A 26,755-nucleotide genomic window follows, 5' to 3' on the forward strand; every position below is an offset into this window, starting at 1 on the left:
GACGTACTTAACGACTTCGGCCCGCAATTCGGGAGAGTAATGCCTCGGCCTCTTCGCCACTACCTTGCCTTCCGGGTGTCACGTAAACCCTACTTGGGTCCGTGTCCGGAAAGATCGGGGCACCCCACCCCTGCCCCAGCAGGAACCGCGTGGTCAGCGTGAAGCCATGTGCAATTGGTTCGAGTCCCCCCTCGGACACACACCGAACGCACATGTGGGGGTTCCGGTTCAACCCGGGCCTCCACATATTGCTTTTCTGGGTAGTACGTGAGCTTCAATCCCAGCTGGGTGTAGAGCTCGGCCTTGTCGTCCGGGTCCGCGTCGGCGACCAGCCGCACCAGGTCCCCGACCTCTTCGATCATCGATCTGATCTCCACGATGGTGATGCGCTGCGCGGTCGGGACGGCCTTGAGTTCTCCTTCCAGGCGGGCGCGTTCGCTCTTCGTTTCGTTGATCCATGAGGAGATCTCGATCGGGTCGCCTCCGGCATCGAGCGCGGAGCGGTACTGGAGAAGCTTGCGATCACACTTCGACAGCCGTTTCCGCAGGCCGATCAGGGCCGCCTCGTTCGGGTCAATCGCATGCTCGGCCATGGCCGCGATCGTGTGTTCCAGCGTGTTCGGCCCGAACGCGGTCGCCAGCCAGCCATCGACCTCATCGAGGATCTCCGCCTCCCGCAGGTAGACGACCTTGGGATGGTCGAGGTCGTTGGTGATGGCGTACTGGGCGGGGAAACGGCACCGGTAGTAGGCCTGCCGGTTATTCCAGTTGCCCTGCATCCGGCGCTCGCAGTAACCGCAGAACAGCACCCCGCGGAAGGCGTACGGGCGCCTGGTCGGGTGCGGACGGTGACTGAACTGGCCGTTGGCACGCTTGGAGAGGAATTCTTGGACGCGCTGGTACTCCTCGACGCTCACGATCGCGTCATGCACGGGGTGCTCGGACCAGATCCACTGGTCCTTGGTGTTCCACCGCTGCTTGGTCGTCGTCCCCAACGCGACGTTCTCCACGTCCAGCAGGACCTCGTCCTTGCGCTGCCTGTTCCACACCTGATGGCCCGTGTAGCGCGGGTTAGTGAGAATCACCCGGACGGCGTACTTCGACCACGCAGCCTGATCACGGTGCTTGTTCCGCCCGGGGTCGCTGGCCGACGGCGACAAGATCCCCTGCAGGGTCAACTCCTCCGCGATGTCCAGATAACCCCGCCCCTTGAGGAACTCGCTGTAGATCCATCGCACCACGCGCGAGGTGACCGGGTCGGCCACGAGCCGCCTCAACCTCCGGCCATCGGCCGCCTTGCTGGGGTTCGGGTGCGGACCGGCGTCCTGGAGTGTGTACCCGTACGGCGGACGCCCGCCCAGGAACCTGCCCTCGGTCGCCGTGATCGCCGCCATCGCGGCCCGCACCCGGATCTTGATGCGGTTCCGCTCCCCCTTCGACAACCCACCGAACACACCCATGATCATGTCGTGGGCCTCGTTCACCGGATCGATCGGCCCACCGACCTCCGGCACCCACAGCGGGACGCCGAAGTGCTCGGACAGGGGGAAGGTGAGGCTGTACTGGTTGCCGTAGAACGCTCGTTGCGGCTCCCCTATCACCACCGCGTCGAAGCCCCGCTGCGGGTCCTTCAGCTCCTCGATCAGCGCTGCTGCGTGCGGGCGGAGCTGCCAGGGGATTGAGCGGGACTTGTCGACGTCGAAGAACTCCGCGACGATCTCCCCGCCCCGCGAATCGATCAGCGCCCGCGCCCGGTGCAACTGCCAGGCCCGCGACGCCTCCGGGTCCTGGTTGTCCTCGGTCGACACCCGGCCATAGAAGCCGAACCTGATCGTCATTTCTGCTGCTCCTTCACGGTCTGCGGATGCTTCACGCGGGCGGCGGCCTTGAGCAGGATCCGCAGCAACACGGCGGCCGCGCCGGGGGTGAGCCTGAGCTCCTCCCCCGGCACGATCACACGCAGTCCGCCACTTGCCCCGCTCATGAGGCGCTCCAGCTCGGAACGAGTGCCCACGCCCACCGGCGACCCGTTCGGGCCCTACGGGCCCGGCCACCCCCGGCGGTCCAACATGACCGCTCGCCTCGCCGACCGATGTCAACCACGCTCTGGACACGGCCTTCCGCCCATCCAGAGACCCGTCCAGCCACACACCGTTGCGCACAGCCTGTGGACAACAAAGAGAAACCTTGCTCGTCCGTGGTCGTGCTGCCGTGGACCGCGCCCCTCAACCCTCGTCACCCCGCTTCCGCAGAATTAGGAGGTCTTCGTGAGCTGCGGCACACACCGCCAGCCCCTTCTCCTGGCTCTTCCAGGTCTCCAGCATCTGGAAGAACGACGCCCGGTTCACCAGGCCGCCATCACGCAGCCCGCACAGCAACGCCGCCAAGCGGTGCGTGAGAACCAGGCCGGCCGCCTCTGCGGTCTCGATGACCTGGCCGGGAAGGTCGACGAGCCGTCCACCGACCCGGATCGGCCGAACCGTAATCGCGACAACTCCGCGCGGCCGCAGAAGTTCCCCGCACCCGGCGAGGATCTGCCCGAAACCCTCCATCAGCTGCGGCAGCCTCTGATGGGCCAAATTGCCCTTGTCACTGGAGTACCGGTGGTTCGACTTCTCCACCGGCCCGCCACCCTCCCGGCTCCCGCACCGGACATGACCGTGCGTCCGTACCCCGTATGGCGGGGAGGTCAGCACCAGCGCGGCCATGCCCCGCAGGTCCCCAAGCACGGTGGCGATGTTCCTCGCGTCCCCACACGCCACCCGGGCATACCCCGTCGCTCCTTGAGAGCGGGCATGCTGGACGTTGGCAGGGCTGAGACCGGCGAAGTCCGCCTCGTACTCCATCCCCGCCGCGTGCCGCCCCAGATGCGTCGCCTCCACCAAGGTGGTCCCGATCCCGCACATCGGATCCACCACCAACTCACCCGGCTCGGTGAAGGAGGAGATGACCTGCGAGGCGATCGACGGCAGCATCTTGCCCGGATGCCTCATCGACTCCGCGACATATCGCCCGCGCCGCTGAACCCGCGACTGCAACTGACCCGTGGCCAGCACCGACGGCACAACGTTGTTCTCGTTCATCGGGCCACCTCAGCCTTTGCGAGCGAACAGGAGAACGTCCGCGTGCACCGACGCGACCGGCGGCAGCTCCGCAGAATGAGCATGGCGAAGCTGCGCCAGCTCGGCGGGACCAGGCTGAACGACGAGCGCGTCCCCCTCGACCGGGACGCGAACCGCGATGACGTGCTGGATATAAGCCAGCCCGGCCGCATCTGCTCGCCGGATAATCCCCGGCGCGAGGTCCACCAATCGGCGCCGCTCATGCCGCGCCGTCGTGATCACTGCCAAGTGACCACCCGGCGCGAGCACATGCCACGTGTCCTCCAGGAACCGGCCCAGTTGCGGCGCGCTGAGCGTCGGCCGCTCCGACCAGCACAACGGACACGAGACCACCGCCGAATCGACCGGCCGCCCGGATTCCGGATACGGCGGAAGCGCCGCGATCAGCAACTCAACCCGGCCCGCGAGACCGAGCAGCGCTTCCCGGAGTTCGTGCGGCCCATACGGGCGCAGCCTCACCGCCGTCCGCTGATCCGCCGAAAGCTCCTGCCGCAGACGGTCAGCAAGGTGCTGCGCGACTGGGAGACGCGGAACACACCCAACCCCGAGCCGGCCCATCTCCGCCGCCGCCACGAGCACCGTCTCACTCGTCGTAAAGACGTCCGCGACGACCCCACCCGGACACGTACAGGCATCGATCAGATGCCGAGCCAACTCCCGCCCAACGGCCCGGCGATGCCGACCGCACACGGTCTCGGCGTCCCGTGGACTGTCTTTTGTGTTGGACCTTCCAGATGTGCTGTCGGAACACAGCCACACCGAGAGCGGCACCAACCGCCTCTCAGCAGCCCGCGAACCCTTCGACCGCGATCCTTCGTTTTTACTCATTCAAGGTGACCCATGACGGTCACCCGTTCTCATGCATTGAAACACCAGCTGATCAGCGCTGATTGGAACCGCTCGTTGCACCTTGGTGCCGGGAGGCATGCGCTCGGGATGTACGGAGGCGAAAGAGATCCTGCACTCGACTGGTGACTCGACTAGATCACAGAGCGCTCATCTGCTGTCCCTGACGTCCTCGGACATTCCGCTCCTGGACGGCTCTTTCCTTGGAGTTGCGGATTCTCGCGGTGCGGGTCAGCATCGAGGGAGGCGACGGGCCCCACACCATCAGGAAGCGCATGACTCAACGCGCGAGCGAGTACGATCGGCTCGGCCCTTACCGGCTGCTCAGGCGGCTCGGTGAAGGCGGGATGGGCGTTGTCCACCTGGCTGTCGACCCTCAGGGGCGGGAGGTGGCGGTCAAGGTCCTGCGCGGAGAGGTCGTCGGTGACGGGGTCGTCAGGCGGCGGCTTTCGCGCGAGATCGAGACACTGCGCCGGGCGCGCAGCAAATACCTCGCCGAAGTGCTGGACGCCGATGTGACCGGTCCTCGTCCGTACGTCGTCACGCGATACGTGCCGGGCCGTACGCTCGACGAGGTCGTCAAGGAGGAGGGGCCGCTCGACCTGCCCGCGCTGATCAGGGTCGCCCACGGGGTGGCCTCCGCACTGGCGAGCGTGCATGCGGTGGGTGTCATCCACCGCGACCTCAAGCCGGGCAATGTCCTGATCCTCGACGGCGAGCCCGTCCTGATCGACTTCGGCATCGCGCAGGCCGTGGACGCGACGCGGCTGACGCACACTGGCATGTTCATCGGCACGCCCGGCTACCTCGCGCCCGAAATCATCGAGGGCCAGGAGGCCGGACCCGAGGCGGACATTCACGCGTGGGCGGGCACGCTGCTGTTCGCCGCAACTGGCCAACCGCCCTTTGGCAAGGGCACACTGGCCATGGTCTTGAACAAGATCATCACAGGCAAGGCCGACATCGGTACTGCGCCAGCGGAGCTGCGGCCGCTGTTGAAGGCGGCCTTCCAGCGCAACCCGGCCATGCGGCCCATGGCGACCGAGCTTGCCGAGCAGACCTTCAGGATGCTGGCGAGTCCGCTCGAAGAGAGCCAGTCCGCCGCGCCGCCGCAGGCCCAGCCGAGCGTGTCGCCGCATGAGCCGCCTGATGGGCCGCCGCAGGAGCAGCTGCACGTCGCGCTGCTGCGCGGCCCGTCCGACCCGTGGCCGACCTCCAGGGTGTCAGCGGAGGAGCTGCGGCAGTTGCAGCGTGAACTCGGCCTGGATTTGCCTGAGGGTGGCCACGCGATGCCGCTGCGCGGTGAGGGCGACAATCCCACGTTGCGGGTGCGTCCTGACCAGGCCGCATATCTCAAGATCGGTCAGAACCCGCAGCTGGCCTCGGAGTCGCCACCGCCACGGCTCGCGGCCGCCTTCTCATCCGGTGCAGGGTCCGCTCCGGCGCCCACTCGGAGGTCCAGATGGTGGCGAGCGTTCGCGGACGGGCTCTCGCGGGTGATCATGCTGTACCCGCCGCCGCGCCGCGCCCCGCACGGGAGGCCCGCGCCCGAACGCATCGTCGCCCGGATGGCCGCGGCCTACACCGCGCTGGGCGACCCGCCTCCGTCCCCTCGTACCGAACCAGACAAGGATCGCCCATGACCGCTAGCGACCCGGAGACCGCCGTCGCGACGGCGGTGACAGAGAACGGGGCCGGTGGCGCACCAGCCGTCCTGAACGCGATCATCTCCAAGGCCGAGGCCTGGGAGAAGATCAAGCCGGGGACGCTGGACCGGGTGATCACGCTCATCGTGGAGGCGGAGCAGCGTGACAACCGCCAGTACTGGGCGGAGTTCTGGCTCCGTGTCGCGGGTATCGTGTGTGGGCTCGTGTTCGTCACGCTGCTGTGCCTGCTCGCCAAGTACTTCGTCGACAAGGGGGCGCCCACCCAGGCGGCGGCGCTGTTCGGGGTTGGGGCAGCCTCGATGCTGACCGCGTTCGTCACCCAGCACGTACGGGGACGCAAAGAGCAGTGAAACCGCGCCGGCTCGAGACTCCTGAGCAACCGGCGGGGAACGCGGATCTCGACGGCCGCAATTCTTGCCGTGAGCGCCATGCGATGGTTCCTCGTCCAGGGCGGTCCAAGCGTGGCGTGCGGGGCCATATAGGACGCGTTCGCCCGGCTCACCAGGAACGCGGCCGCTTGGTGGTTCTTGCTCATCTACGGTGCCCCGTGACGGCCACCCTCTCCCATGTACTAAACCACCAGTCGATCGGCGCTGATCGGAACTGCTCTCGTCCAGACCTTCTGGCGCGCCGTGATGGCGCGTCACCCACCCACCTCGTCGCCATGGGCCAGGAGACGCCACCGCGATCGGCGGTGACTCTGCCCGGCACCTGATCCTTACACCTTGGTCCCGCGTTTTCTGAGGGCTAACGCCGATGACTGGATCAAGGTGATGGTGCGTTTCCACCAGGGTGACGTGATCGCTACGACGTGCTTCTCTACAGCGGCGATGAACTTCTCCTCCGCTGGCCTGAGGTCCGTGAGGTTAACGCGATCGGGGCCGATGTTCATGCCTTCGTCGTTCTCGAGCCCGGGGGCCTTCCATGCCTCGTGCATCGCGCCGCCGGCGATCCTGCGCACCGCAGTTATCAGCTCGCTGTAGGCGGCGCCGGTCTCTGGTGACTCGGCTTGGGTCCATGCCTGGTAGTAGGAGATCCGGGACTGCACCTTGCGGAGTTCTTCTGACAGCCTGATGCGCTCTGCTTCCTTCTGGTCTGTCCGGCGCCGGCGGATGGCGTAGGGGAACTCCCTGTAGTCGGCGTAGGCCTGGTATGCCTCCGCCAGAGTATTGCGGACCCGTGACCGCTCCTCGATGCGGGTGCTGCGACGAGCGAGGACTGAATTGATGACGGCGGTTACCGCGGCGGCGACAACCGCACCGGAGAGTACTGCGGAGGAGGCCATCACCCGAGGCGCAGGCCACTACGGTGTTGACGGTTGGCGGCGATGTGGAACTGGTTACGGTCGTCGCTGTTGACGGCTGAACGGTCGACATCCCCGTGGTGGACACCGCCGGTGCGGCGGTGTTGGGGGGCTCGGGGGTGGGGCTGGCCATACTTTCAGTCTTGGTTCAGACTGCGTGCCATGCGAGGGGCAACTGTGGGCTGTGCGGCACCTCCTCTCCGACCCACTCCCCGGTCTGGTGCCACCAGGCCTCACGGATCAAGTGCGCGCAGATGTGCCCGGCGAGGGCAACACCACCGTCATACCAGCGCCAGCGTTGGGACGGCGGATCGTCTGGATACCAGATGCAGAGGCTGCCGTCATCGTAGCGGTGGGGTGAGCCGGGGCCAGGCACATAGATGTGTGGTGTGTCTGGGCGGTTGACGGCGAACGCGATGGTCACCTGTCGTGAATCGAGGCCGGTGGGCGCGAGGGTGACCCGGACGGCGAATCCCCTTCGCCGCCCGGCCACCGGTCCTGCCCCCGCGGTCCTAACCACTGCGACATCGCCCCCCGCAACATGCAGGTCGGCGATGAGCCGTAGGCGGTTCACCGGACGCTCGAACCAGGCGGGGTGCCGGTAGGAGGGAACTCGTCTCACGACGCCCGGCGCCCGCCGTATGCCCGGGTGGGTGGAATGGCAACCGCCGGAGCGGAGAGCCCTAGCGAAACCGTACTGATCGGCGTCCGGGGCCGCAGCGCCGCGATGACCGCCGCGAGTTGGTCGCTCGCCGGCGCCTCGACATAGTTCCGGAAGACCTTGTGCAGAGCGGACTGTACAGCGGCCTCATCGTCATCATGCGCCAAGGCGTCGGCCATCGCGTCGGCGGCGGCACGCAGTCGGTGAACCACGACATCGCGGCTGACGCCCTTCATCAGCTTCAGGGGCTTGGAGACGCCAGCGGGGTCCGGAGTGTTGCAACCGGTAGCGAGGAAGGTCGCTCCCCCGTCGAACACGGCGTGCAGCCCGGTGGCGACACTCATGCCCGAAACAACATGCTCAAGAGCCAGCGCTGAGAGGGCGGTTCGTGAGTTGATGTCCCTTTCGTCGCTTGGATTGGGTGAGGCGGGCTGGTCGGAGGCTCGTTGCCGGTCTACGGGCGCGGCTGGGCGAACAGTCCTGGCTCGGTCTCGACGAGGATGCCGCGGCTGACCAGGCGTTTGAGCTTGGAGCGGATGTTCTCGGTGTTCTTCGGCACGATGGGCAAGTCCAGGGCCAGGCAGAGGTCACGTGCCCGCAGGGGTCGGCCGGTGTCGGCGAATACGGTGAGAATCTGGCTGGTAGGCGGGGTGGCCGGGGATCATGGGAGCTGGTGCCGGCCCTTCGAGTGCCGGGTCGGGTTCGTCGGCGAGCTGGAGCAGGGTTTTGCGGGTGATCCGCAGGTGATCGATGGCCTCGTCGAGTTCGCGTAGCTTGGCGGTCAGGTCGTCGATCTGGGCTCGTGTCTGTTCGATCTCGCAGGTCAGAGCCGTCTCGCGCGCGTCGATCCGGTCCAGCAGGTGCCTGCCGGGGTCCTGGCCGGTCATGTGGGGCGCCAGGGCGGGTGGGAGGTGCCGGTCAAGCGGCGGGCCATCACATCGGTCATCGCCCAGTACACGCGCGATTCGGAACTGGAGGGGTGGTGTTCGTAGTCACGTACAAGGCGGCGGTGCAAGGCCAGCGTGCCGTAGGTCTGCTCCACCACCCACCGCTTGGGCTGGGGGACGAACCCCCTGTCAGCCGGGTTGCGCTCGACGACCTTCACGTCGATGCCGTGGGTGGCGCCGTGGGTGACGACCGCGTTCTTGAATCCCTGGTCGACCAGGGCCGTACGAACGCTGCCGGGCGGTGTGGCGGCGGCGACCCGGTCCAGCAGGGCGATTCCGGCGGTGTTGTCGTGTGCCGAGGCGGCCAGCACCACCACCGCGATGACCAGGCCCAGCACGTCCACGGCCAGGCCGCGCTTGCGGCCGGGCACCTTCTTGGCCGCGTCCCCGCCGGTTGTGTCCGAGGGCACTCCGGCCGCTGCGTGGATGCTTTGGGTGTCGAGCACCACCAGGCTCGGGTCGGCTAATCGTCGGTGTTTCTCCCGTGTCTGCCAGCGCAGCAGGTCGTGGATGGTCTTGTCGGTGCCGTCCTTACGCCATGCGGCGAAGTAGTAGTACACCGCGCTGCGGGGTGGCAGGTCGTGCGGCAGGAAGTCCCACTGGCAGCCGGTCCGGCCCTGGTAGAGGATCGCGTTGATGATCTCCCGCATCTCGTAGCTGCCCTGGTGGCCGCTGACCGAGGGGTGCGCGGCCTTCCACGCCGTGATGACTGGCTCGATCAAGGCCCAGCGCTCGTCGGATAAGTCGCTCGGGTACGGCTTGCGCTCGCTCACGCCGCTATCCCAGCACATGCAGGTTCACCAGCCGGGCATAACGCTACAGATTCATCCGATCACACTGCGACATGGCGGACATCAACTCGCGAACCGCCCTCTCAGAGCCGCCTACGCCGAGATCGTCAACCAGCGCGACCAAATCAGCCGGCTGCTGGGCCAGATCCGCGACCTGGAAATCGACCTGCCCGCCGACGCCATCGAACGCATCACCACTGAGAACCGGACCCTCCGTCAGGACAACCGGAAGCTCACCACAGATAACCAGCGGCTCACCGACCGGCTGAAGGCTGCCCGCGAGAACAACCGCTTTCTCGACACCCGTATCGCCCGTCTCGAAGCCGAACTCGCCGAACACCTGAACCTCGGCCAAAACCGCAGCAAAATCATGCCGCCGACCTCCGCACCAGACCAGGAGAACCATGAGGGCCCTCACGATCACCGCCGTCGTAGTTTGCGATGAGCACCGTTTCCCCGTCCGGGGGTATCACTCTAAGGGCTCTGCCAAGATTTTCGTGGTAACGCTCAGTTCGCAGCGATGGTGAGAAGTATCCGTTTTCGGAGCAGGGCGAGACCGGCTCGCCCGTACATCTGCCGTTTCAGCAGTTTGATCTTGTTGATCACGCCCTCGGTGGGGCCGTTGCTATAGGGCAGGGTGAGCCCGGCGACGACGGCGTCGTGGTCGATGAGCAGCCCTTCGGCGAAGGAGCGCAAGGGTTGCAGATCGCTGGCACGGACTTCGGCGATCCAGTTATCCAGCCGGTGTCCCTGGCGCTGGGTGAGCAGGTCGGTGAAGGTGCGTACGTGCTCGGTGGCCTGCTTCAACTCCAGGCAGCAGTCCAGCACTTCCTGCAGTCGGGCCGTGCGGCTGGCGCTGAGGTGGGCCGGGTCGGTCATGATCCAGATGGCGACGCGGCGGGGTGAGGGCGGCGCCTGGGCATCTTCGGCGCGTCCTTGGCCCAGGTAGCGGTACAGCAGGGTGGAGCCGCCCTGATACCCCATCGACTTGATCTCTCGCAGCAGGGCCCACACGGTCACGCCGGGTTCGGCGGCTCGGCGGCTGCGCAGGTAGTCGCGGAACGGGTCGACCAATGTGGCACCCCGTTTCGAGCCGCCGATCAGCTGCTCGACCCGTTGGGCGCGGGCATACTTCTTGACGGTGTTCAAGGCGAGGTTGAGGCGGCGGGCGATCTCGTTGTTCGGCAGGCCCTGGCCCAGCAGGGGCGTGGATGGTCGCATGCCGGCTGCGGGTGCGCTGTACGGTGGGACCTTCGTCGCGGCCCTGGCCTGTGGCGATGTCGCGGAAGCAGCCACGGTGTGCCAGAGCGAGTTTCTCGACGGCCTCGCTGAGGTTCTTGAGCAGGTGCCAGCGATCAGCGCACTGAACCGCCTGCGGCGCGCCATCGCGGGCGCCGGCCGCGTACGCGGTGGAGCGGTCCCGGCAGATGAGCTGGACGCCGGGATGCTGTTGCAGCCAGTGGGCGAAGGTGACGCCGAGCCGATCGGGCAGCACGTCCAGGCATCGATGCGTGAGGGCGTCGATGATGATGGTGGCATACCGCTGACCCCGTTTGATCGCGAAGTCGTCGACGCCGATCGCCGCCGGGACGGCCGGCGGCGGTTCAGGCAGTGCCATCAGGGTGCTCAGCACGCTGGTGCGGCTGAGCAGGAACCCGATCGTGGCCAGTAGGGCGGCTCCGCCTCGCCCAGCCAGCGCCAGCGCGCACGCTGCCACCAGCGCCGTCGCACCCGGCGTGCGACGCCCATAGCGGCCGGCCAGACCAGGCACCTGCTCGTGAAAGGTCTGCCGCGCGCAGTCCAGGTTGCTACAGACCAAGCGTCGTAACCTCAGCTCGATCACCACGGGCGCCCCGTCCACCGGGCGATCGGCCAGGCGCCGCCGGTGATAGCCGTGTACCTTGCCCGTGGCCACCCCGCGCGACGGACAGGACACCGGATCACCCCGCGTACGGGCCACCACCCGGATCCGGCCGTCCTGACGGTCCACCCGTTCGATCTCCACCGCCGCCAAATGCGGGAAGAGCACGTCCACCACGTCACGGTTGCACACCGCTCACGGTCTCATCCAGAGCAACACTAGGTAGGTGAAACAGCGCAATCCGTTACCACGGGAATCTTGGCAGAGCCCTTCAGGTGACAAGCTCCCCCGTCCTCGTGGAAGGTCATATCCATGGGGCCCTGGCCGAGGGGCGAAAAGGCTTGCGTTGCAAGGTCGGCGCAGCGCACGGTAGCGAGCGGCTCGCCACCGCCACTGACCGATCGTTTGCTGCTCAAGACCCGTGGCATCAACAAACGTCGAACCACTATGGCCACCGACAGGGTGTCGGCGTCAACTCATGGACGGGTGATGGCTTGTTCGAGCAGGCCCTGAAGGGCGCGCTGCTGCTGCGTGGTGAGGCCGGCCAGCGGTGAGTCCTGGACGAGGAGTTCGAGGAGCCGTTCACGGAGGGCGCTGCCCTCCGGGGTGAGGACGAGTTGCTTGGCGCGGCGGTCGGTGGGGTGCGCGCGGCGCTCGATCAGGTCCTGTTTTTCGAGCTTGTCGACAATGAAGGTGGCGTTGGAGGGCTCGCAGCTCATGCGTTCGGCGAGCTCTCGCATGGTCATTGGGCCGGTCATCTCCCGCAGCGCGGTCGCCTGGGCCGAGGTGAGGCCCAAGGTGACCGCGCGTTGGCGTACGTGATCGGCGATCTGCTGGGCCAGTCCGTTCACCAGACCGCACAGCTCCCGCTCGGCGATGGCCTGCGGTTCTGGGGATGTCGTCATGCGTCCCATCCTAGCAAGTCCATCAAGCCAGCACATTTAAAGCTTGACTGTTTCAAGCCAGCACATTTAAAGCTTGACCGTTTCAAGCTTGATGCTTATGGTGGCCTGATCGCCGACGACCCGGCGATGACCTGACCCCGAAGAAGGGAACGCGACCATGGCGAACTCCGCGGTTGACCAGGACGAGCGGCTGCGGCGGCCAGCGGGAATCCGCTCGGTATGGCTGGGTGACACGAGGGTGTCCTTCGTGCCGGACGGGGCCATACAGGGGAGGCCGCGCAGCTGGCTGCCGGACACCACCGATGAGATCTGGGCCGCCCACCCGCAATACCTGGATGCCTCCGGCCATCTTGTGGCGAGTATCGGTGGTCTCCTGGTGGAGAACGGCGACCGCGCACTGTTGATCGATGCGGGATGGGGGCCGGTGTCGCTGCCGGCCGAGCCGGGAAATCCGAACGGCGCCGTTCACGGTGGCGCGCTGCTGGACAGTCTGGCCGAGCTCGGCCGCAGGCCGGAAGAGATCGAGGCGGTGGCCTTCACCCACCTGCACATCGATCACCTCGGCTGGGCCTGGCACGCGGCCCCGGGCGGTGACCAGCCCGTGTTCACCCAGGCCGAGTATTTGGTGGCCGAACCGGAATGGGCCCAACGCGACCTGTTTGCGCAGGGCATCACCGAGGAGGAGGCCACCGCGCTGACACCGCGCGTGCGTACGGTGACGGACGGGCAGGAGATCTTCCCTGGCGTGCGGGTCCAGATCACCGGTGGTCACACGGCCGGGCACACGCAGTACGTCATCACCGGGGGCGGAACCCGGCTGATCGCCTTCGGCGATGCCCTGCATTCACCGATCCAGGTGGACCACCCCAAATGGTCCTGCCTCTACGACCATGACCGTGCCCAGTCCGCCGAGCATCGTCATCATCTCGTTGCCGAGTTGGAAGAGCCTGACACGATCGGCTTTGGCATCCACTTCGCCGATGCGGTCTTCGGGCAGGTCCGCCGGAACGGCGCCGGCTCCGCCTGGCGCCCCCTGGACGTCTGACCCGCCCCGGGATCGACCATGACCACGACAATCACCCACGGCCTGCCCACCCGCTCGCCCGCACGGCACTGGCCGGGAATCATCGCGACCGCGCTGACCGCGACCGTGGCGGGGATGCCCGGTTTCACCGTCGGGGCGCTGGCCCCGACGATCGAAGCAGACCTGCACACCTCCCGCAGCGCCGTCGGGCTGGCGATGAGCCTCTTCTACGCCGCCACCGCCTTCGGCTCGCCCGTCGCCAAACGGGTGGCGGCGCGGTTGCCGGTCCCCACGGTTCTCGCCGTCGCGGCGCTGGTCGCGTCGGCGGTCATGCTGGTGGCGTCGCGGGTGACCGGGCCGGGGATGCTGACGGCGATACTGCTGGTGGGCGGGTTGAGCAACGCGCTCGTCCAGCCGGTGGCGGGCCGGCTGATCGCGGCGCGCGTCCCGGAACACCGGCGTTCGCTGGCCGCGGGCATGATCGGCGCGGCGCTGGGGGCGGGCACCCTCGTCCCCGGCCTGCTCGTCGCCCTGGTCCTTCCGGCTTACGGCTGGCGGACCGCCCTGCTTGTCGCGGGTATCGCCGCGCTTGTTCCGGCCGCGCTCGTCTCGCTGGCCCGGGCACCCGGCGGCCCGCCGCCTGTGAGGCCGAAGGAGGTCGGCGAGGCCGGCGACAAGCAACGGACGGTCGGGCGGGTACTGGGGCTATGGGCGCTGGCCGCGGCGCTCTCCGCGACCGGCAACAACGCGGTGGCCACGTACTTCGTCGAACTGGGCACCCACTCCGGGCTAGGCACCACCCTCACGGGTAACCTGCTGTCGCTCAGCGCCCTGTTCGCCATCGCCGTACGGATCACCGCCGGGGCGCTCACCGACCGGGCTCCGCGCCGCAATTCGGCGGTGATCGTCACGATGATGCTCACCGGCGGGCTCGGGCTGGCACTGATCGCGATCGGGACGTCAACGACGTTCGTTCTCGGTGCGATCCTGGCCTTCTCCGCGGGCTGGGGCTGGACCGGGCTCCTGCTCGCCACCACGCTGCGCCTGGTACCCGGCCGGACCGAGGACGCCGGGCACACCGTGCAGATCGGCCTCTACGCGGGCGCCGCTATCGCACCGTTCGCCTTCGGGGCCCTCTCCAGCACCTTCGGGTTCCCGGTTACCGCCCTCGTCGCCGCCGTGGCCGCCGTCGCCGCGGGGGCGGCGATGACCGCCGGGGCGCTGCTGCTGCGGCGAGCGGGATGACCGCGCGGGGATGGGCACGGTGGTGCAGTACGCCGGCCACAGCGGTTCCCCGCAATGGAGCACGCCCGCCTCGTCCACCTGGGACTACCGGAGCTTCGCCCAGCCCGGCCCTGCGACTATGCGGCCCGACCATGTCATGGACCTGCTGATAAACAAGCGCAACACCGCCGACAACGGGTTCAACATCTGGACGTTGAACAGCGAGGCGTTCAACATGCACACCAATGAGCCGATCTTGCCGATCGAGCGCGGCAAGCGCTACCGGATGCGCTTCTGCAACGCCACCGACGACATCCACCCCCTCCACCTGCACCGTCACACCTTCGACGTCACCCATATCGCCGGCCCACCCGTCCACGGCCTGGTTAAGGATGTGATCATGCTCGGCGTCTAGGATTCCGTTCCAAATCTGGGTGCGGTACCCGTTCGGCGACACGACCGTCCTAGTCTCGTCCGGGCGCGTCGTCCGGACGAGACAGGTCGCCGAAGGGTTCCCCACCGACATCCTGATCCAAAGGCCCATCGGGGGAAGCGACTGAGCACGGCTCTGGGGCACACCGCTGACGTCCCACACATGCGCGCGACGTGATGCCCAGGGTCGGCACGATCTGAACACCAAGATCGTACGGCAAAGCGGAGAACGGTGCCGGCGGGGATGTGCTCGTAGATCGCCCACACCACCTCGCCGAACGTCTCGTTGAAGCGTGCGCCGCGCAGGGACTGCAGATGCACGCCGCGGTCGCTGTCGATGGTGGCCAGGCAGCGGAAGCCGTCCATCTTGGGCTCGTACGCCCATTCTCCCGGCCGCCCTGGGGGAAAGCGTCCACGCTTTTGGCCAGCATCGGCGCGATCGGGCTGCGCAAGCGAGTCTGGGGCTTCGCCATGACGGCTAACTCGCGCGGGGGGCCAACGGCCGCAGCGGCCGCAGCGGGCGCGTCTGAGCATGTTGTGGCTGGTAGCAGGGCGAGGCCATGCGCCGGTTTCTATCGGCCACTCAAGACAGACAAAATCCCTATTTAGTACAGAAACGACCAAATGTTTCCTCGTTGCGTCTGGCTGGTGGGCGCGGTCCCGTCTGCCCGGGACGCCCCGGGAGGTCATCCCAGGTCGCGGGGTCGAGCACCGCCACGCGCACCTGGCCTGCGTGCTCAAGTAGGGGCGCCCGGGACCGTCGCTACCGGCCCCGGATGCTCAGCCCAGCATCCACCACCAGGCCCCGCGCGGCTGTGCGGGGGCCTGGTGGTATTTCTGGGGGGAATTGGGGGGCCTAGTCAGGCGCCAGGCGGATGGTCCACGCGACCGTCGTGCTCGGGGCCGACGTCGCCGGCGCGCTCGATCGGACGTAGCAACCACAACACCATGGCCAGCACCACGGGCCTGATGATGATCTCCCCCCACGAGACGCCGACCTGCCACTGCACGATGGCGGCTAGAGCGATCATCGCCCATGCGATGAGGAGTGTCTTGCGGGCGCGATAACCGCGATGCCAGGACCGCACCGCTTCCAGCGCCAGCGCGACAGGGGTAGCCAGCAGCCAGAGCGTTGTCAGCCACGCCCAAAACGCCGGTTGCCGAAGCCCTTGCGGGGAGCTGGCCCACGTGAGCAGGTCTGCGAACGGGAACGCCACCAGCAGGATCGCTCCGAGCGTCACGATCGCAGCCTGAATGGCCGACCACACCCATCCGGCCCTTCTTGGCCTATCGCTCATGGGGGCTCCTTCGCGGCGCACGGGCCCGGTCATGATCGCAGTGTGACCGCCGATTCGGCAGATGGCCAGGCGATGCCCGCGCCCGCACCGCGCGCCAAGCGCGCGCAAGACCAGACCAACCGCAAGATCCTCACCACCCCCGGGGGGTGCCGGGGGCTCAGAAGTAGAGGGTGGACGTGACGCTCTGCCCGTTCCAGGTGGCGGTGAGGTGCGCCACCCGGTCGGCCGGGATCATGTCCCCCACGGTGATGGGGAACGCCGCGCCGGGGCTTCCCGGCGGGATGGTAACGGTGGCGGGGACGCTGACGCTGGGGCTGTCGCTTGCCAGCGCGACGGTGGCGCCGCCGGGGTTGGGCGCCGACCCGATCCCCACGGCCCCGCGCACGGGCTCGCCGGGCTGGAGGCCGCCGCCGCCGGACAGGGAGAACGTGCTGGGCACCACGACGAGCTCCTGGGTGACCAGCGAGGTGCCCAGGTCGGCGGACGGGGTGACGACCGACGCGGTGGCGGCCTCGTTGACCCTGACGGGGAAGCTCGCGCTCACGCTGCCCGCGGGGACGGTGACGTACGGCGGGACGTACACGCTGGGCCCGTAGCTCGTGTTGGACCAGAGGGCGACCGTGATGCCGCCGGCCGGCGCCGGCTCCTTCAACGTCACGGTGCCGGTCACCGTGGCGCCGACGAGGGCCGCTGGGGCCGAGAAGTCCAGAGCGGTCACGGCGCGGATGGCCGGGTCGGCGGGCAGGATCCTGACCTCGGCGATCGGCGTCAGCGGCGAGCCGGGCACCTGGGCGTGCAGCCGGGCGAGTGTTTCCTGCTTGGGGGCGCCGATGCGGAAGGGGAAGGTCACGCTGGTGGCGCCGGCGGGGACGACGGCACTGCGGCCGGTGGACGCGCCGTAGATCAGGTCGTAGCTCAGCGAGACGACCACGCCGCCGGCCGGTGCCGGACGGTCCAGTGTGATGGTCTGCACTGCGCCGTCGCCGCCGGTGATGACGGGCGGGGAGACGCTGCCCGAGCGCAGCTTCGGCAGCTCGGAAGGGCTCGGCGCCGGGGTCGGGGTGGCGGCAGGGACGACAGTGATCGTCTGCCGCTGGACGCCGGAGCCGTAGGACGCGGTGATGGTCGCCGTGGTCGGCGCGGTGACCGCACGGCCGGTGATGACGGCTGTGCCCCGGGTCGAACCCGCGGGCACGGTGACCCCGGACGGCAGGCCGATCGCGCCGCTAGTGGTGGACAGCGCCACGAGGACGCCGCGCCTGCCCGCCGCGCAGGTCAACGTGACCGTACCGGCCACGGTGCCGCCCGGCTTGACTTCGGCCTGAGCGAGCGTGAATCCGGCCAGCGCGGGCCGGCAGGCCGCGTGCGCCGCCGCGCTCGCAGGGACGGTCGCCGCCAGGGCACAGGCCGCGGCGACGGCGATCAGCTGGATTCGCGTGGTCCAGCGACGCAGGGGGTTCATGCTGCTCCCAGGTCTGACGATCAGTGTCGAACGGGAAGCTAACCGACCGCGCCCCTGTCCCCAAGAGACGCGCGCGACGCCGAGACGGACGGTAATGACCCCGTAAGAATCCGCGCCGCCGGGTGACCGCCGCGTGGCGATGCGTCGCCGGGCCCACCGGCGGTCGCCGACCACCACAACCCCGGGAAGTTCGGCTGCCCCTTGTAGGAGACACCCCCCGCCCGCCTGATCGAGCGAGACGCGCCGCAACCGGCCGCCCTCAGCGACGTACTGGACCTCGAACTCCCCCGTCCCTGGTGTTGAGTGACGGGATATCGACAATGGTTCGCGACGAGATGCGCGGTAACGGAGAGTCGCAGCGCTCGCGCTGGCGGTGGTGCCGACTGCTGATCACGGTGCCGAGTGGCGGCCGCTGCGGCTGACCTCAGGCATCACCGTGATGACATCGTCACCTATCTCGAAACGTCCTAGCCACCTGGGGCTGCTGCGCGACGGCACCGGCCGGGCGCGCAGTCTCGCCCAGGTCAGCCTGGGGTGGCTGTCGATGGAAGGCGATGATGGCGGACGGCGCGCCTTGCCGGGGCACGCAGGGCGCTCATGGGTTCTCGCCGGGGCGTCGGGGGATGTCGCCGGATAGCCGTCGTTCAGCGGTGTGGATCACGATGACCGCCGAGGCGGCCTCGGGTGTAGTCGGCAGCCTGGATGGTCTGCATGGGTGGGTGCTCCTCCCCCGTGGCGGGTTGGCCGCGGGGAGGATGACAGATTTCGTCGCTTACGTCTCGGCGATCACTGCGTCAGTTGGATGTGCACCTCGGAACGGTTTCTGTCGCGATCGGCTTGAGCCTGTACTTCTCGCTGTAGAGGTAGGCGTTCTCGTCTCTCTCGTTGGGGAGGCTGGGGTGCGGGAAAATGGTTTCGTAGGGGCCTGCGAGTTCGCCCTGAAGGTTGCGCTGCCAGCCCCGGTTCTCGGGGTTGTTGTAGGCGAGGGCGTACAGGCGTAAAGCGGCGCGAGTGTCTCGGGGTCGACGATGTCACCGGCAGCCGGATTCTCGAAGACGTACTTGACGCATGGGGAGAGCGTTCCGAGCGGATATGGGAGGACTCCCTTGGGCGTCCACCCATTAGGCCCGGATGCAGGCGGGCTGGTCAGCGCCGCAGGCTCGTTGCCCTCTATCACAAGCGCCCAGGCATACATGGGATAGATGCTGGTGTTTTGCACAGTGAATCTAGTTATGGCGAGCGCACGTTCGTCTTCTTCGTGTTCCACCCACCAGGTGACACGCATGGCGTTCTGGCTACGCTCTTGATCTTGTCGTTCTGCGCGGTCGGCCATCTGCATCGCCAGGGCGATGGTCGAGATGATGAGAGCTGCGAGCGCCGCTACACCTGCCCATGACCGTGCCGATCATGGTCCACCTGGAGACCGCATGGGATTTGGGGGCAGGCGGCAGTACAAGGGTCGCATCGCGGGCTGACCTACGCCTTCGGACGGAGTGCCGCCATCGAGCGAGGCGGATCTCAACGTTCAATTCAACATCGGGCAGTCCCCTTCGACGGTCCGCCTACTGTCGATGTGGACTGATCTCTGTCACCTGGTGACAGACGATCTTGATGGCAAATTGATGGCAAACGATCAAAGGCCGTCTCCCCACTTCCGGGAAACGGCCTCTGAGCTGGTCAAACTCTGTGGGGCTACCAGGACTTGAACCTGGGACCTCTTCCTTATCAGGGAAGCGCTCTAACCGTCTGAGCTATAGCCCCGCGCACACCGAACCGTATCGCATCAGCAAGACAGAGGCGAACCGGTTGTTCGGACGGGAAAAGCTTACCGCCTTCAGCCCGTTGCTCGCGCCGCGCCAAGCCTTGGCACAGCGCGAGCAACCCCGGCCTACTCGGCCTATTCGGCCTCGCTGAAGGTCACCTCGACGCCCCCGACCAGGTCAGAGGCGATGTTGTAGATGACCGCCCCCAACGTGGACAAAGCCGTGATGAGCACGACGTTCACCGCCCCGATCAGCGCGGTGTAGCCGAGAATGCGCACCGGCTCGAACCAGGAGGCGATGTCGATCGGGATCGAGCTCTGCCCCTGCTCGCCCTGGCCGAGCTGGTTGACCAGGTCCACGAGCGAGTCGAAGACCCCCAGGGCGGAGAGCACGCCGTACAGGACGGCCACCGCCACGAACAGCACCACGAAGCAGACCAGGGAGACCACGAAGCTGAACTTCATGGCCGACCACGGCTCCACGCGGCGCAGGACCAGGTGGGCCTTGCGGGGCAGCCGGCTCCCCGCGGCGTTCGACGACTTCTTCTTGGGCAACTCTATGGCCGGCGGCGGAGCCTCGGAGGTCAGCGACGGACGGATGCGAACCGTGTCGTTGCCCTCCGGAGCCGACTGCCCCCCAGGCCCCGCAGGTCCCCCATGACTCGGAGAACCGGCAGGCCCAGCAGGGCCGGCAGACCCCGGCGCCCCCACGGGACCCGTGGTGGGCGCGGTCGCGCGAGAAGGCTCGTCCTTGGGCGGGACAGGCCGACCCTGCGCGGGCGAGGTGTCGTGACCGTCGTCGACCGCGTTGAAGATCTCGGTTTCGGTGGGCTTCTTCGGTTGTTGTCCGTTACCCGAAGCCGCCTTCGTCCTGGCGGTGCCACCCTGGGCGCTCATGAACTACTCTCCTCCCCCGTCTTCCTCACTCTCCACCGAAGTCTCCATCGACTCCGCGTTCCGGGCGAGGGCCACCACGCTGTCGCCTTCAGCGAGATTCATCAATCGCACTCCCATGGTCTGGCGGCCGGACTGTTTGATCTCGCCGGCACTCGTCCGGATCACCCCGCCGGCTGACGTGATCGCGAAGACCTCGTCCTCTGGGTTGACCATGACGGCTCCGACCAGCTTGCCACGGGAACTAACGATTTTCGCAGTCAGCACGCCCCTACCGCCACGTCCTTGAACTGGATACTGCTCCACTGGCGTCCGCTTTGCGTACCCAGCCTTAGTGGCGATAAGCACATCTTGACCGTCCGCGATCCGATTCATGGCAAGAAGTTCGTCACCATCGAGGAACCTCATGCCGATAACACCGCTGGTCGCCCGTCCCATGGGCCGCAGCGCCTCGTCGGAAGCGGTGAACCTGATCGACTGCGCGCCCCTGGAGACCAGCAGCAGGTCGTCCTCCTCGGAGACCATCCGGGCCCCGATGACCTCGTCGTCCTCCCGCAGGTTGATCGCGATCAGTCCGCCTGACCTGGGGGAGTCGTACTCGGCCAGGCGCGTCTTCTTGACCAGCCCGCTGCGGGTGGCCAGGACGAGATAGGGGGCGACGTTGTAGTCGCGTAGGTCGAGAACCTCCATGACTGTTTCGTCGGGCTGCATGGCCAAAAGGTTCGCCAAATGCATGCCCCGAGCGTCGCGGCCGGCGTCAGGCAGCTCGTACGCCTTCACCCGGTAGACCCGGCCCTTGTTCGTGAAGAACAGCAGCCAGTGATGCGTCGTGGTGACGAAGAAGTGGTCGACGATGTCGTCCTGGCGCAACTGCGCACCGCGTACGCCCTTGCCGCCCCGCTTCTGAGCCCGGTAGAGGTCGGTCCTGGTGCGCTTGGCGTAGCCGCCCCGGGTGATCGTGACGACGATCTCCTCCTCGGCGATGAGGTCCTCGATCGACATGTCGCCGTCGTAGGCGATGATCTCGGTCTTGCGCTCGTCGCCGTAGCGGCCGACGACCTCGGCCAGCTCGTCGTTGATGATCTCCCGCTGGCGGGTCTCGCTGGCCAGGATGGAGTTGTACTCGGCGATCTGCGTCATCAGCGAGTCGAACTCGTCCTGGATCGACTGCCGCTCCAGGGCCGCCAGCTTGCGCAGCTGCATGTCGAGGATGGCCTGCGCCTGCACCTCGTCGATCTCCAGCAGCCCCATGAGGCCCTGCTGGGCGTGCGAGGCGGACTCCGAGGCCCGGATCAGCGCGATGACCTCGTCGAGCCGTTCGAGGGCCTTCAGCAGCCCGCGCAGGATGTGGGCCCGCTCCTCGGCCTTGCGCAGCAGGTAGCGGGTCCTGCGGACGATGACCTCGATCTGGTGCGCCACGTAGTGCCGGACGAACTGGTCCAGCCGCAGCGTGCGCGGCACGCCGTCGACCAGCGCCAGCATGTTGGCGCCGAAGGTGTCCTGGAGCTGGGTGTGCTTGTACAGGTTGTTGAGCACGACCTTGGCGACCGCGTCCCGCTTGAGCACGATCACCAGGCGCTGCCCGACCCGCGAGGAGCTCTCGTCGCGTACGTCGGCGATGCCGGTGAGCTTGCCCTCCCGCACCAGCTCGGCGATCTTCAGCGCCAGGTTGTCGGGGTTGACCTGGTACGGCAGCTCGGTGACGACCAGAGCCTGCCGCCCCTTGTCCTCCTCGACCTCGACCACGGCCCGCATGGTGATCGAGCCGCGCCCGGTGCGGTAGGCGTCCTCGATGCCCCGGCGACCGACGATCAGCGCCTTGGTCGGGAAGTCGGGCCCCTTGACCAGCCTCATGGCCGCTTCGAGCAGCTCCTCGTCACCGGCCTCGGGGTTTTCCAGGGCCCACTTGACCGCGGCCGCCACCTCGCGCAGGTTGTGCGGCGGGATGTTGGTGGCCATGCCGACCGCGATGCCGCCCGAGCCGTTGACCAGCAGCTGCGGGAACCGCGCCGGCAGGACGTCGGGCTCCTGCGACTTGCCGTCGTAGTTGGGGCGGAAGTCGACGGTGTCCTTGTCGATGTCCCGCAACATCTCCATGGCGATGGGCGCGAGCTTGCACTCGGTGTAGCGCATCGCCGCCGCCGGGTCGTTACCCGGCGAGCCGAAGTTGCCCTGCCCGTCGACCAGCGGATATCGCAGCGACCACGGCTGCGCCAGGCGCACCAGCGCGTCGTAGATCGAGGTGTCGCCGTGGGGATGGTAGGTGCCCATCACGTCGCCGACGACGCGGGCGCACTTGAAGTAGCCGCGGTCGGGACGGTAGCCACCGTCGTACATCGCGTAGAGCACCCGTCGGTGCACCGGCTTGAGACCGTCGCGCACGTCCGGCAGCGCCCTGGACACGATGACGGACATCGCGTAGTCCATGTAACTGCGCTGCATCTCGGACTGGATGTCCACGGGCTCGATGCGTTCAGCCGGGGGAGTGGTGTTCACGTCCGTCACAGGTGTTGATCCTTTTTCTGGCTAAACGTCGAGGAAGCGAACGTCGCGCGCGTTGCGGATGATGAAGTCGCGCCTGGCCTCCACGTCCTCGCCCATGAGCACGCTGAACAGGTCGTCGGCCTGCGCCGCGTCGTCGAGCGTGACCATGCGCAGCAGCCGGGTCGCCGGGTTCATCGTGGTCTCCCAGAGCTGGGCCGCGTTCATCTCGCCCAGACCCTTGAAGCGTTGTACGTTGTCCCGCGGCCGCGGGTCGGGCTTGCCGTTGGCGATGCCCTCGGCGATGACCGCGTCCCGCTCGGGGTCGGAGTAGGCGTAGGAGGCGTCCTCGCCCTTGCGGTCCCACTTGATCTTGTAGAGCGGCGGGCACGACAGGTAGACGTGGCCGGCCTCGATCAGCGGTCTCATGAACCTGAACAGCAGCGTCAGCAGCAGCGTGTTGATGTGCTGGCCGTCGACGTCGGCGTCGGCCATCAGGATGACCTTGTGGTAGCGCAGCCTGGCGATGTCGAACTCGTCGTGCACCCCGGTGCCCAGGGCGGTGATCAGCGCCTGGACCTCGTTGTTCTTAAGGACCTTGTCGATCCGCGCCTTCTCCACGTTGAGGATCTTGCCGCGGATGGGCAGGATCGCCTGGAAGCGCGAGTCGCGGCCGCCCTTGGCCGAGCCGCCGGCCGAGTCGCCCTCGACGATGAACAGCTCGCACTTCTCCGGGTCGTTCCACTGGCAGTCGGCCAGCTTGCCCGGCAGTCCGCTGCCCGCCTCCAGCAGCGACTTGCGCCTGGTCAGGTCGCGGGCCTGGCGGGCCGCGATGCGGGCGCGGGAGGCCTGCAGGGACTTGTTGATGATGTCCTTGGCCTCGCCCGGGTTGCGCTCGAACCAGTCGCGCAGGTGGTCGTTGCAGGCCTTCTGCACGAACGACTTCGCCTCGGTGTTGCCGAGCTTGGTCTTGGTCTGGCCCTCGAACTGCGGGTCGGACAGCTTGACCGAGATGATCGCGGTCAGCCCCTCGCGGACGTCCTCACCGGAGAGGTTGTCGTCCTTGCCCTCTTTGAGGAACTTCTGCTCGCGCGCGTAGCGGTTGACGATCGTCGTCAGCGCCGCGCGGAAACCCTCCTCGTGAGTGCCGCCCTCCGCGGTGTTGATCGTGTTGGCGAAGGTGTAGACGGACTCGGAGTAGGAGTTGTTCCACTGCATGGCGATCTCGACCGCGATGCCGTCGCCCTCCTCCTCGAAGGAGATGATCGACGCGTGCGCCGGCTCCTTCTTGGCGTTGAGGTGCTGCACGAAGTCGGCCAGGCCGCCCTCGTAGCAGTAGGTGACGGTGCGCGCCTCGCCGTTGACGTGGTCGGGGCGCTCGTCGGTGAGCGTGATCGTCAGGCCCTTGTTGAGGAAGGCCATCTCCTGGAAGCGCCGCGAGAGCATCTCGTAGTTCCAGGTCGTGGTCTCGAAGACCTCCGGGTCCGGCCAGAACGTGATCGTGGTGCCGGTCTCGTCGGTCGGCTCGCCCTTGGCCAGCGGCGCCGTCGGCTTGGAGTTCTCGTAGCGCTGGCGCCAGTAGTGGCCGTTCTGCTTGACCTCGACGTCCATGGCGGTGGACAGCGCGTTGACGACGGCCGAGCCGACGCCGTGCAGGCCGCCGGATACCGCGTAGGACTGGCTGTCGAACTTGCCGCCCGCGTGCAGCGTGGTCAGTACGACCTCGACGGCGGAGCGCTTCTCCACCGGGTGGATGCCGGTGGGGATGCCGCGACCGTTGTCGATCACGCGCACGCCGTTGTCGGCCAAGATCGTGATGTCGATGCTGTCGGCGAAACCGGCCAGCGCCTCGTCCACCGCGTTGTCCACGATTTCGGTGACGAGGTGGTGCAGGCCGCGCTCCCCGGTGGAGCCGATATACATACCCGGGCGCTTGCGAACCGCCTCAAGCCCCTCGAGTACGGTGATTGAGCTAGCGTCGTAGGACAAGTGCGAAATCCTCCTGCCGCGGACACGCGGCGGGGGAGGCCACCAAACTGCGAAGCTGCCCCTGCCGTGCCCGTCACCGTCGTGAGTGCCCCGATGCGCGGTCACCCAGGGGAGTCGGCTTGCTGCCGGGGTGACACGCAAGCGGACGTGTCCGGAATCCGTCTTCAGTCTACCGGGTCCGGAGCCCGAAGGTGGCAATGAACGCGCCTGTGATGCCCGCTAGCTCGTTTTGCCCCCAGGCAAGCATCCCCCCTCCGGAAAGGGGGCTTATCGCGTCTGAGGCAATCTGATCGCTCTTGGCGCCTAACCGTAGCGGCGCAATCGCCTGCTGCGGACAGCCGCTGGACGCGGCTATCCGTAGGTGTCGCCGGGGCCCCGGCTTCCGGTCACCCGCAAACCCCCCGTGGACCTCGGCGCGTTCTGCGGCCCTCTGACCTTGACCTTCTTGACAGTGCCGTCTCCGAGCTCCTCGTTCAGCCTGCGTACGAGGGTGCGCGCGAGCAGCCGCACCTGCGTCGCCCAGGCGGTCGAGTCGGCCGCGATCAGCACCTCGCCGTCGTCGAAGGACTCGGGCTTGGTGTGCGCGGCCAGGTCAGGGCCGACGATGTCGACCCAGCGGCCGAACACGCCCCCGACGGCCGCCGAACGCTCCCAGCCCCGATCGGCCAGCAGATCCGCGATGGCCCGACCGAAAAGCTGGGGATCGCCGTTCTCTCTACACGGCCCTTTCCGCCTGGGCTCGCGGCGGGGGAGCTGGCCGCGCTTGGCCGCGTCGGCCTTGGCCTGGGCCAGCTTCTCCCTGGCCATCGCGGCGCCCCTGGCCGTGGGGTTGTCGTCAACGGACACGGGTCACGCTCCCCTCTGCGACGTCGAATCTGGCTCCCGACAGCTCTCCTGGCACGTCGTCCGGCACGGCCGCGGTGATGAGCACCTGCTCGGCGGGGGCGACGATCTCGGCGAGCCGGCGCCTGCGCTGGCTGTCGAGCTCGGCGAACACGTCGTCGAGGATCAGCACGGGATCGCCGCCGTCGGCCCGCAGCAGGTCGTAGGCGGCCAGCCGGAGCGCCAGCGCGAACGACCAGGACTCGCCGTGGCTGGCATAGCCCCGGGCGGGCAGCTCGCCGAGGCCGAGGATCAGGTCGTCGCGGTGCGGCCCGATGAGCGTGACGCCCCGCTCCAACTCCGCGGAGCGGACTTCCAATAGCCGCTCCCGCAGACGTTCTTCAAGGGTTTTCCCCAAGTCTGTGGATAACGTCTGTGTATCGAAAGATCCCCGCTCACCGGCGGCTTCGTGCTCCGAGGAACCCTCATCCGCATCCCCACCTGTGGACAACGTGCTGCGATAGGCCAGCGTCGCGGGGGCACTCGACGGAGCGAGCGCGGCGTAGGCTCCGGCCACCAGCGGGCGCAGCGCGTCGATGAGCTCGAGCCGGGCCCGCAACAGCTCCGCGCCGTGCCTGGCGAGGTGGGCGTCCCACACCTCCAGGGTGCTCAGCACGTCGCCCGCGCCCGCCGCGGCGAACGCATTGTCGCTGTCCGCCCGCCTGGCGCTCCTGCTGCCCCTGCGAGCCTGCGCGGCCGTGCGCAGCAGGGCGCCGCGCTGCTTCAGCACCCGGTCGTAGTCGGCGCGCACGCCGGCGAACCTGGGCGCCCTGGCCACCAGCAGCTCGTCGAGGAAGCGCCGGCGCTCCGACGGGTCGCCCTTGGCCAGCGACAGGTCCTCGGGGGCGAACAGCACCGTGCGCAGCAGGCCGACGACGTCGCGCGGCCTGGACACGGGAGAGCGGTTGAGCCTGGCGCGGTTGGCCCGGCCCGGGTTGATCTCCAGCTCGATCAGGGCCCGCCGGTCGTCCCTGTGGACGGCGCAGCGCACGATCGCCCGCGTGGCGCCCTGACGTACGAGCGGCGCGTCGCCGGCCACCCGGTGGCTGGAGTGCGTCGCGACGTAGCCGAGGGCCTCGACCAGGTTGGTCTTGCCCTGGCCGTTGGGCCCCACGAACGCCGTGACGCCCGGCTCCAGGCCGAGCTCCACGGACGCGTAGGACCGGAAGTCGGTCAGCGAGAGGTGGGCGACGTGCACCCCACG

At 67.8% G+C, this 26,755-nt stretch carries 23 protein-coding genes, 1 tRNA gene and 1 pseudogene; 6 read left to right on the forward strand and 19 right to left on the reverse strand.

Translation table 11 applies throughout. The annotated features are described in order from the left end of the window. Nucleotides 1-89: 89 nt before the first annotated feature. From ACFLIM_RS39460 to ACFLIM_RS39475, 4 genes are all read right to left on the reverse strand, one after another. Nucleotides 90-1,838, reverse strand: coding sequence for a recombinase family protein (locus tag ACFLIM_RS39460; RefSeq protein WP_393173919.1), 1,749 nt, complete (start codon nucleotides 1,836-1,838; stop codon nucleotides 90-92). Continuing rightward, nucleotides 1,835-1,984, reverse strand: a complete 150-nt coding sequence (locus ACFLIM_RS39465; RefSeq protein WP_393173921.1) for a hypothetical protein — start codon at nucleotides 1,982-1,984, stop codon at nucleotides 1,835-1,837. Before ACFLIM_RS39465 ends, ACFLIM_RS39460 begins: the two co-directional genes overlap by 4 nt. Nucleotides 1,985-2,225: 241 nt before the next feature. Beyond that, nucleotides 2,226-3,083, reverse strand: a complete 858-nt coding sequence (locus ACFLIM_RS39470; RefSeq protein ID WP_393173923.1) for a TRM11 family SAM-dependent methyltransferase — start codon at nucleotides 3,081-3,083, stop codon at nucleotides 2,226-2,228. A 9-nt stretch (nucleotides 3,084-3,092) separates the two neighbouring features. Then, a complete protein-coding gene (locus ACFLIM_RS39475; protein ID WP_393173925.1) occupies nucleotides 3,093-3,950 on the reverse strand; it encodes a DNA methyltransferase in 858 nt (285 codons plus the stop codon). A 293-nt stretch (nucleotides 3,951-4,243) separates the two neighbouring features. On the opposite strand from ACFLIM_RS39475, the gene ACFLIM_RS39480 reads away from it, so the two are divergent. After that, nucleotides 4,244-5,611, forward strand: a complete 1,368-nt coding sequence (locus ACFLIM_RS39480; protein ID WP_393173927.1) for a serine/threonine-protein kinase — start codon at nucleotides 4,244-4,246, stop codon at nucleotides 5,609-5,611. Further along, on the forward strand, nucleotides 5,608-5,985 hold the full coding sequence (locus tag ACFLIM_RS39485) for a hypothetical protein (RefSeq protein ID WP_393173929.1): 378 nt from the start codon (nucleotides 5,608-5,610) through the stop codon (nucleotides 5,983-5,985). Before ACFLIM_RS39480 ends, ACFLIM_RS39485 begins: the two co-directional genes overlap by 4 nt. 368 nt (nucleotides 5,986-6,353) lie before the next feature. Here ACFLIM_RS39485 and ACFLIM_RS39490 read toward each other — a convergent pair whose 3' ends face one another. The 4 genes from ACFLIM_RS39490 to ACFLIM_RS39505 form a co-directional block, all read right to left on the reverse strand. Continuing rightward, a complete protein-coding gene (locus ACFLIM_RS39490) occupies nucleotides 6,354-6,920 on the reverse strand; it encodes a hypothetical protein (RefSeq protein ID WP_393173931.1) in 567 nt (188 codons plus the stop codon). A gap of 636 nt (nucleotides 6,921-7,556) precedes the next feature. Next, complete coding sequence (locus ACFLIM_RS39495) at nucleotides 7,557-7,943, reverse strand: hypothetical protein (RefSeq protein ID WP_393173933.1); 387 nt, start codon at nucleotides 7,941-7,943, stop codon at nucleotides 7,557-7,559. Between the two features lie 243 nt (nucleotides 7,944-8,186). After that, the gene (locus tag ACFLIM_RS39500) at nucleotides 8,187-8,486 is read right to left on the reverse strand and encodes a hypothetical protein (RefSeq protein ID WP_393173935.1); all 300 of its coding nucleotides are present in this window, start codon (nucleotides 8,484-8,486) and stop codon (nucleotides 8,187-8,189) included. Further along, nucleotides 8,483-9,319, reverse strand: a complete 837-nt coding sequence (locus ACFLIM_RS39505) for an IS5 family transposase (protein WP_393173937.1) — start codon at nucleotides 9,317-9,319, stop codon at nucleotides 8,483-8,485. Before ACFLIM_RS39505 ends, ACFLIM_RS39500 begins: the two co-directional genes overlap by 4 nt. Between ACFLIM_RS39505 and ACFLIM_RS39510 the strand changes: the two genes are divergently transcribed. Next, nucleotides 9,252-9,782, forward strand: coding sequence for a hypothetical protein (locus tag ACFLIM_RS39510; protein WP_393174108.1), 531 nt, complete (start codon nucleotides 9,252-9,254; stop codon nucleotides 9,780-9,782). The genes ACFLIM_RS39505 and ACFLIM_RS39510 overlap by 68 nt on opposite strands. A gap of 62 nt (nucleotides 9,783-9,844) precedes the next feature. On the opposite strand, the gene ACFLIM_RS39515 is transcribed toward ACFLIM_RS39510, so the two are convergent. The 3 genes and pseudogenes from ACFLIM_RS39515 to ACFLIM_RS39525 all read right to left on the reverse strand — a co-directional run bounded on the left by ACFLIM_RS39515 (nucleotide 9,845) and on the right by ACFLIM_RS39525 (nucleotide 12,103). Then, on the reverse strand, nucleotides 9,845-10,486 hold the full coding sequence (locus ACFLIM_RS39515) for a transposase (RefSeq protein WP_393173939.1): 642 nt from the start codon (nucleotides 10,484-10,486) through the stop codon (nucleotides 9,845-9,847). A 208-nt stretch (nucleotides 10,487-10,694) separates the two neighbouring features. Further along, nucleotides 10,695-11,390: pseudogene (locus ACFLIM_RS39520) on the reverse strand (transposase); the annotation flags it as partial. 284 nt (nucleotides 11,391-11,674) lie between these two features. Next, nucleotides 11,675-12,103, reverse strand: coding sequence for a MarR family winged helix-turn-helix transcriptional regulator (locus tag ACFLIM_RS39525; RefSeq protein ID WP_393173941.1), 429 nt, complete (start codon nucleotides 12,101-12,103; stop codon nucleotides 11,675-11,677). 157 nt (nucleotides 12,104-12,260) lie between these two features. Here ACFLIM_RS39525 and ACFLIM_RS39530 point away from each other — a divergent pair, with 157 nt between their 5' ends. Genes ACFLIM_RS39530 through ACFLIM_RS39540 form a run of 3 tightly spaced genes read left to right on the forward strand, consistent with a single transcriptional unit; the run spans nucleotide 12,261 to nucleotide 14,766 of the window. Next, entirely contained in the window at nucleotides 12,261-13,148 is an 888-nt protein-coding gene (locus ACFLIM_RS39530; RefSeq protein WP_393173943.1) for an MBL fold metallo-hydrolase, read from the forward strand. 18 nt (nucleotides 13,149-13,166) lie between these two features. Next, the gene (locus ACFLIM_RS39535) at nucleotides 13,167-14,372 is read left to right on the forward strand and encodes an MFS transporter (RefSeq protein WP_393173945.1); all 1,206 of its coding nucleotides are present in this window, start codon (nucleotides 13,167-13,169) and stop codon (nucleotides 14,370-14,372) included. 10 nt (nucleotides 14,373-14,382) lie between these two features. Continuing rightward, entirely contained in the window at nucleotides 14,383-14,766 is a 384-nt protein-coding gene (locus ACFLIM_RS39540; RefSeq protein WP_393173947.1) for a multicopper oxidase domain-containing protein, read from the forward strand. Nucleotides 14,767-15,643: 877 nt separating this feature from the next. Here the strand turns inward: ACFLIM_RS39540 and ACFLIM_RS39545 are convergent. The 8 genes from ACFLIM_RS39545 to recF form a co-directional block, all read right to left on the reverse strand. Then, on the reverse strand, nucleotides 15,644-16,081 hold the full coding sequence (locus tag ACFLIM_RS39545) for a hypothetical protein (RefSeq protein ID WP_393173949.1): 438 nt from the start codon (nucleotides 16,079-16,081) through the stop codon (nucleotides 15,644-15,646). A 157-nt stretch (nucleotides 16,082-16,238) separates the two neighbouring features. Then, the gene (locus ACFLIM_RS39550) at nucleotides 16,239-17,543 is read right to left on the reverse strand and encodes a hypothetical protein (protein ID WP_393173951.1); all 1,305 of its coding nucleotides are present in this window, start codon (nucleotides 17,541-17,543) and stop codon (nucleotides 16,239-16,241) included. Nucleotides 17,544-19,230: 1,687 nt separating this feature from the next. Then, nucleotides 19,231-19,304, reverse strand: a tRNA-Ile gene (locus ACFLIM_RS39555). A gap of 136 nt (nucleotides 19,305-19,440) precedes the next feature. Next, nucleotides 19,441-20,202: a DUF3566 domain-containing protein gene (locus ACFLIM_RS39560; RefSeq protein WP_393173953.1), complete on the reverse strand. Its 762-nt coding sequence runs from the start codon at nucleotides 20,200-20,202 to the stop codon at nucleotides 19,441-19,443. 3 nt (nucleotides 20,203-20,205) lie between these two features. Further along, entirely contained in the window at nucleotides 20,206-22,704 is a 2,499-nt protein-coding gene (gene gyrA / locus ACFLIM_RS39565) for a DNA gyrase subunit A (protein ID WP_393173955.1), read from the reverse strand. 21 nt (nucleotides 22,705-22,725) lie between these two features. After that, complete coding sequence (gene gyrB / locus ACFLIM_RS39570; protein ID WP_393173957.1) at nucleotides 22,726-24,669, reverse strand: DNA topoisomerase (ATP-hydrolyzing) subunit B; 1,944 nt, start codon at nucleotides 24,667-24,669, stop codon at nucleotides 22,726-22,728. 351 nt (nucleotides 24,670-25,020) lie between these two features. Continuing rightward, nucleotides 25,021-25,515: a DUF721 domain-containing protein gene (locus ACFLIM_RS39575; RefSeq protein WP_393173959.1), complete on the reverse strand. Its 495-nt coding sequence runs from the start codon at nucleotides 25,513-25,515 to the stop codon at nucleotides 25,021-25,023. Further along, nucleotides 25,505-26,749, reverse strand: a complete 1,245-nt coding sequence (recF, locus tag ACFLIM_RS39580; protein WP_393173961.1) for a DNA replication/repair protein RecF — start codon at nucleotides 26,747-26,749, stop codon at nucleotides 25,505-25,507. Before recF ends, ACFLIM_RS39575 begins: the two co-directional genes overlap by 11 nt. Nucleotides 26,750-26,755 lie beyond the last annotated feature (6 nt).

The sequence above is a fragment of the Nonomuraea marmarensis genome, from assembly GCF_043197025.1.
GTDB lineage: Bacteria > Actinomycetota > Actinomycetes > Streptosporangiales > Streptosporangiaceae > Nonomuraea > Nonomuraea marmarensis.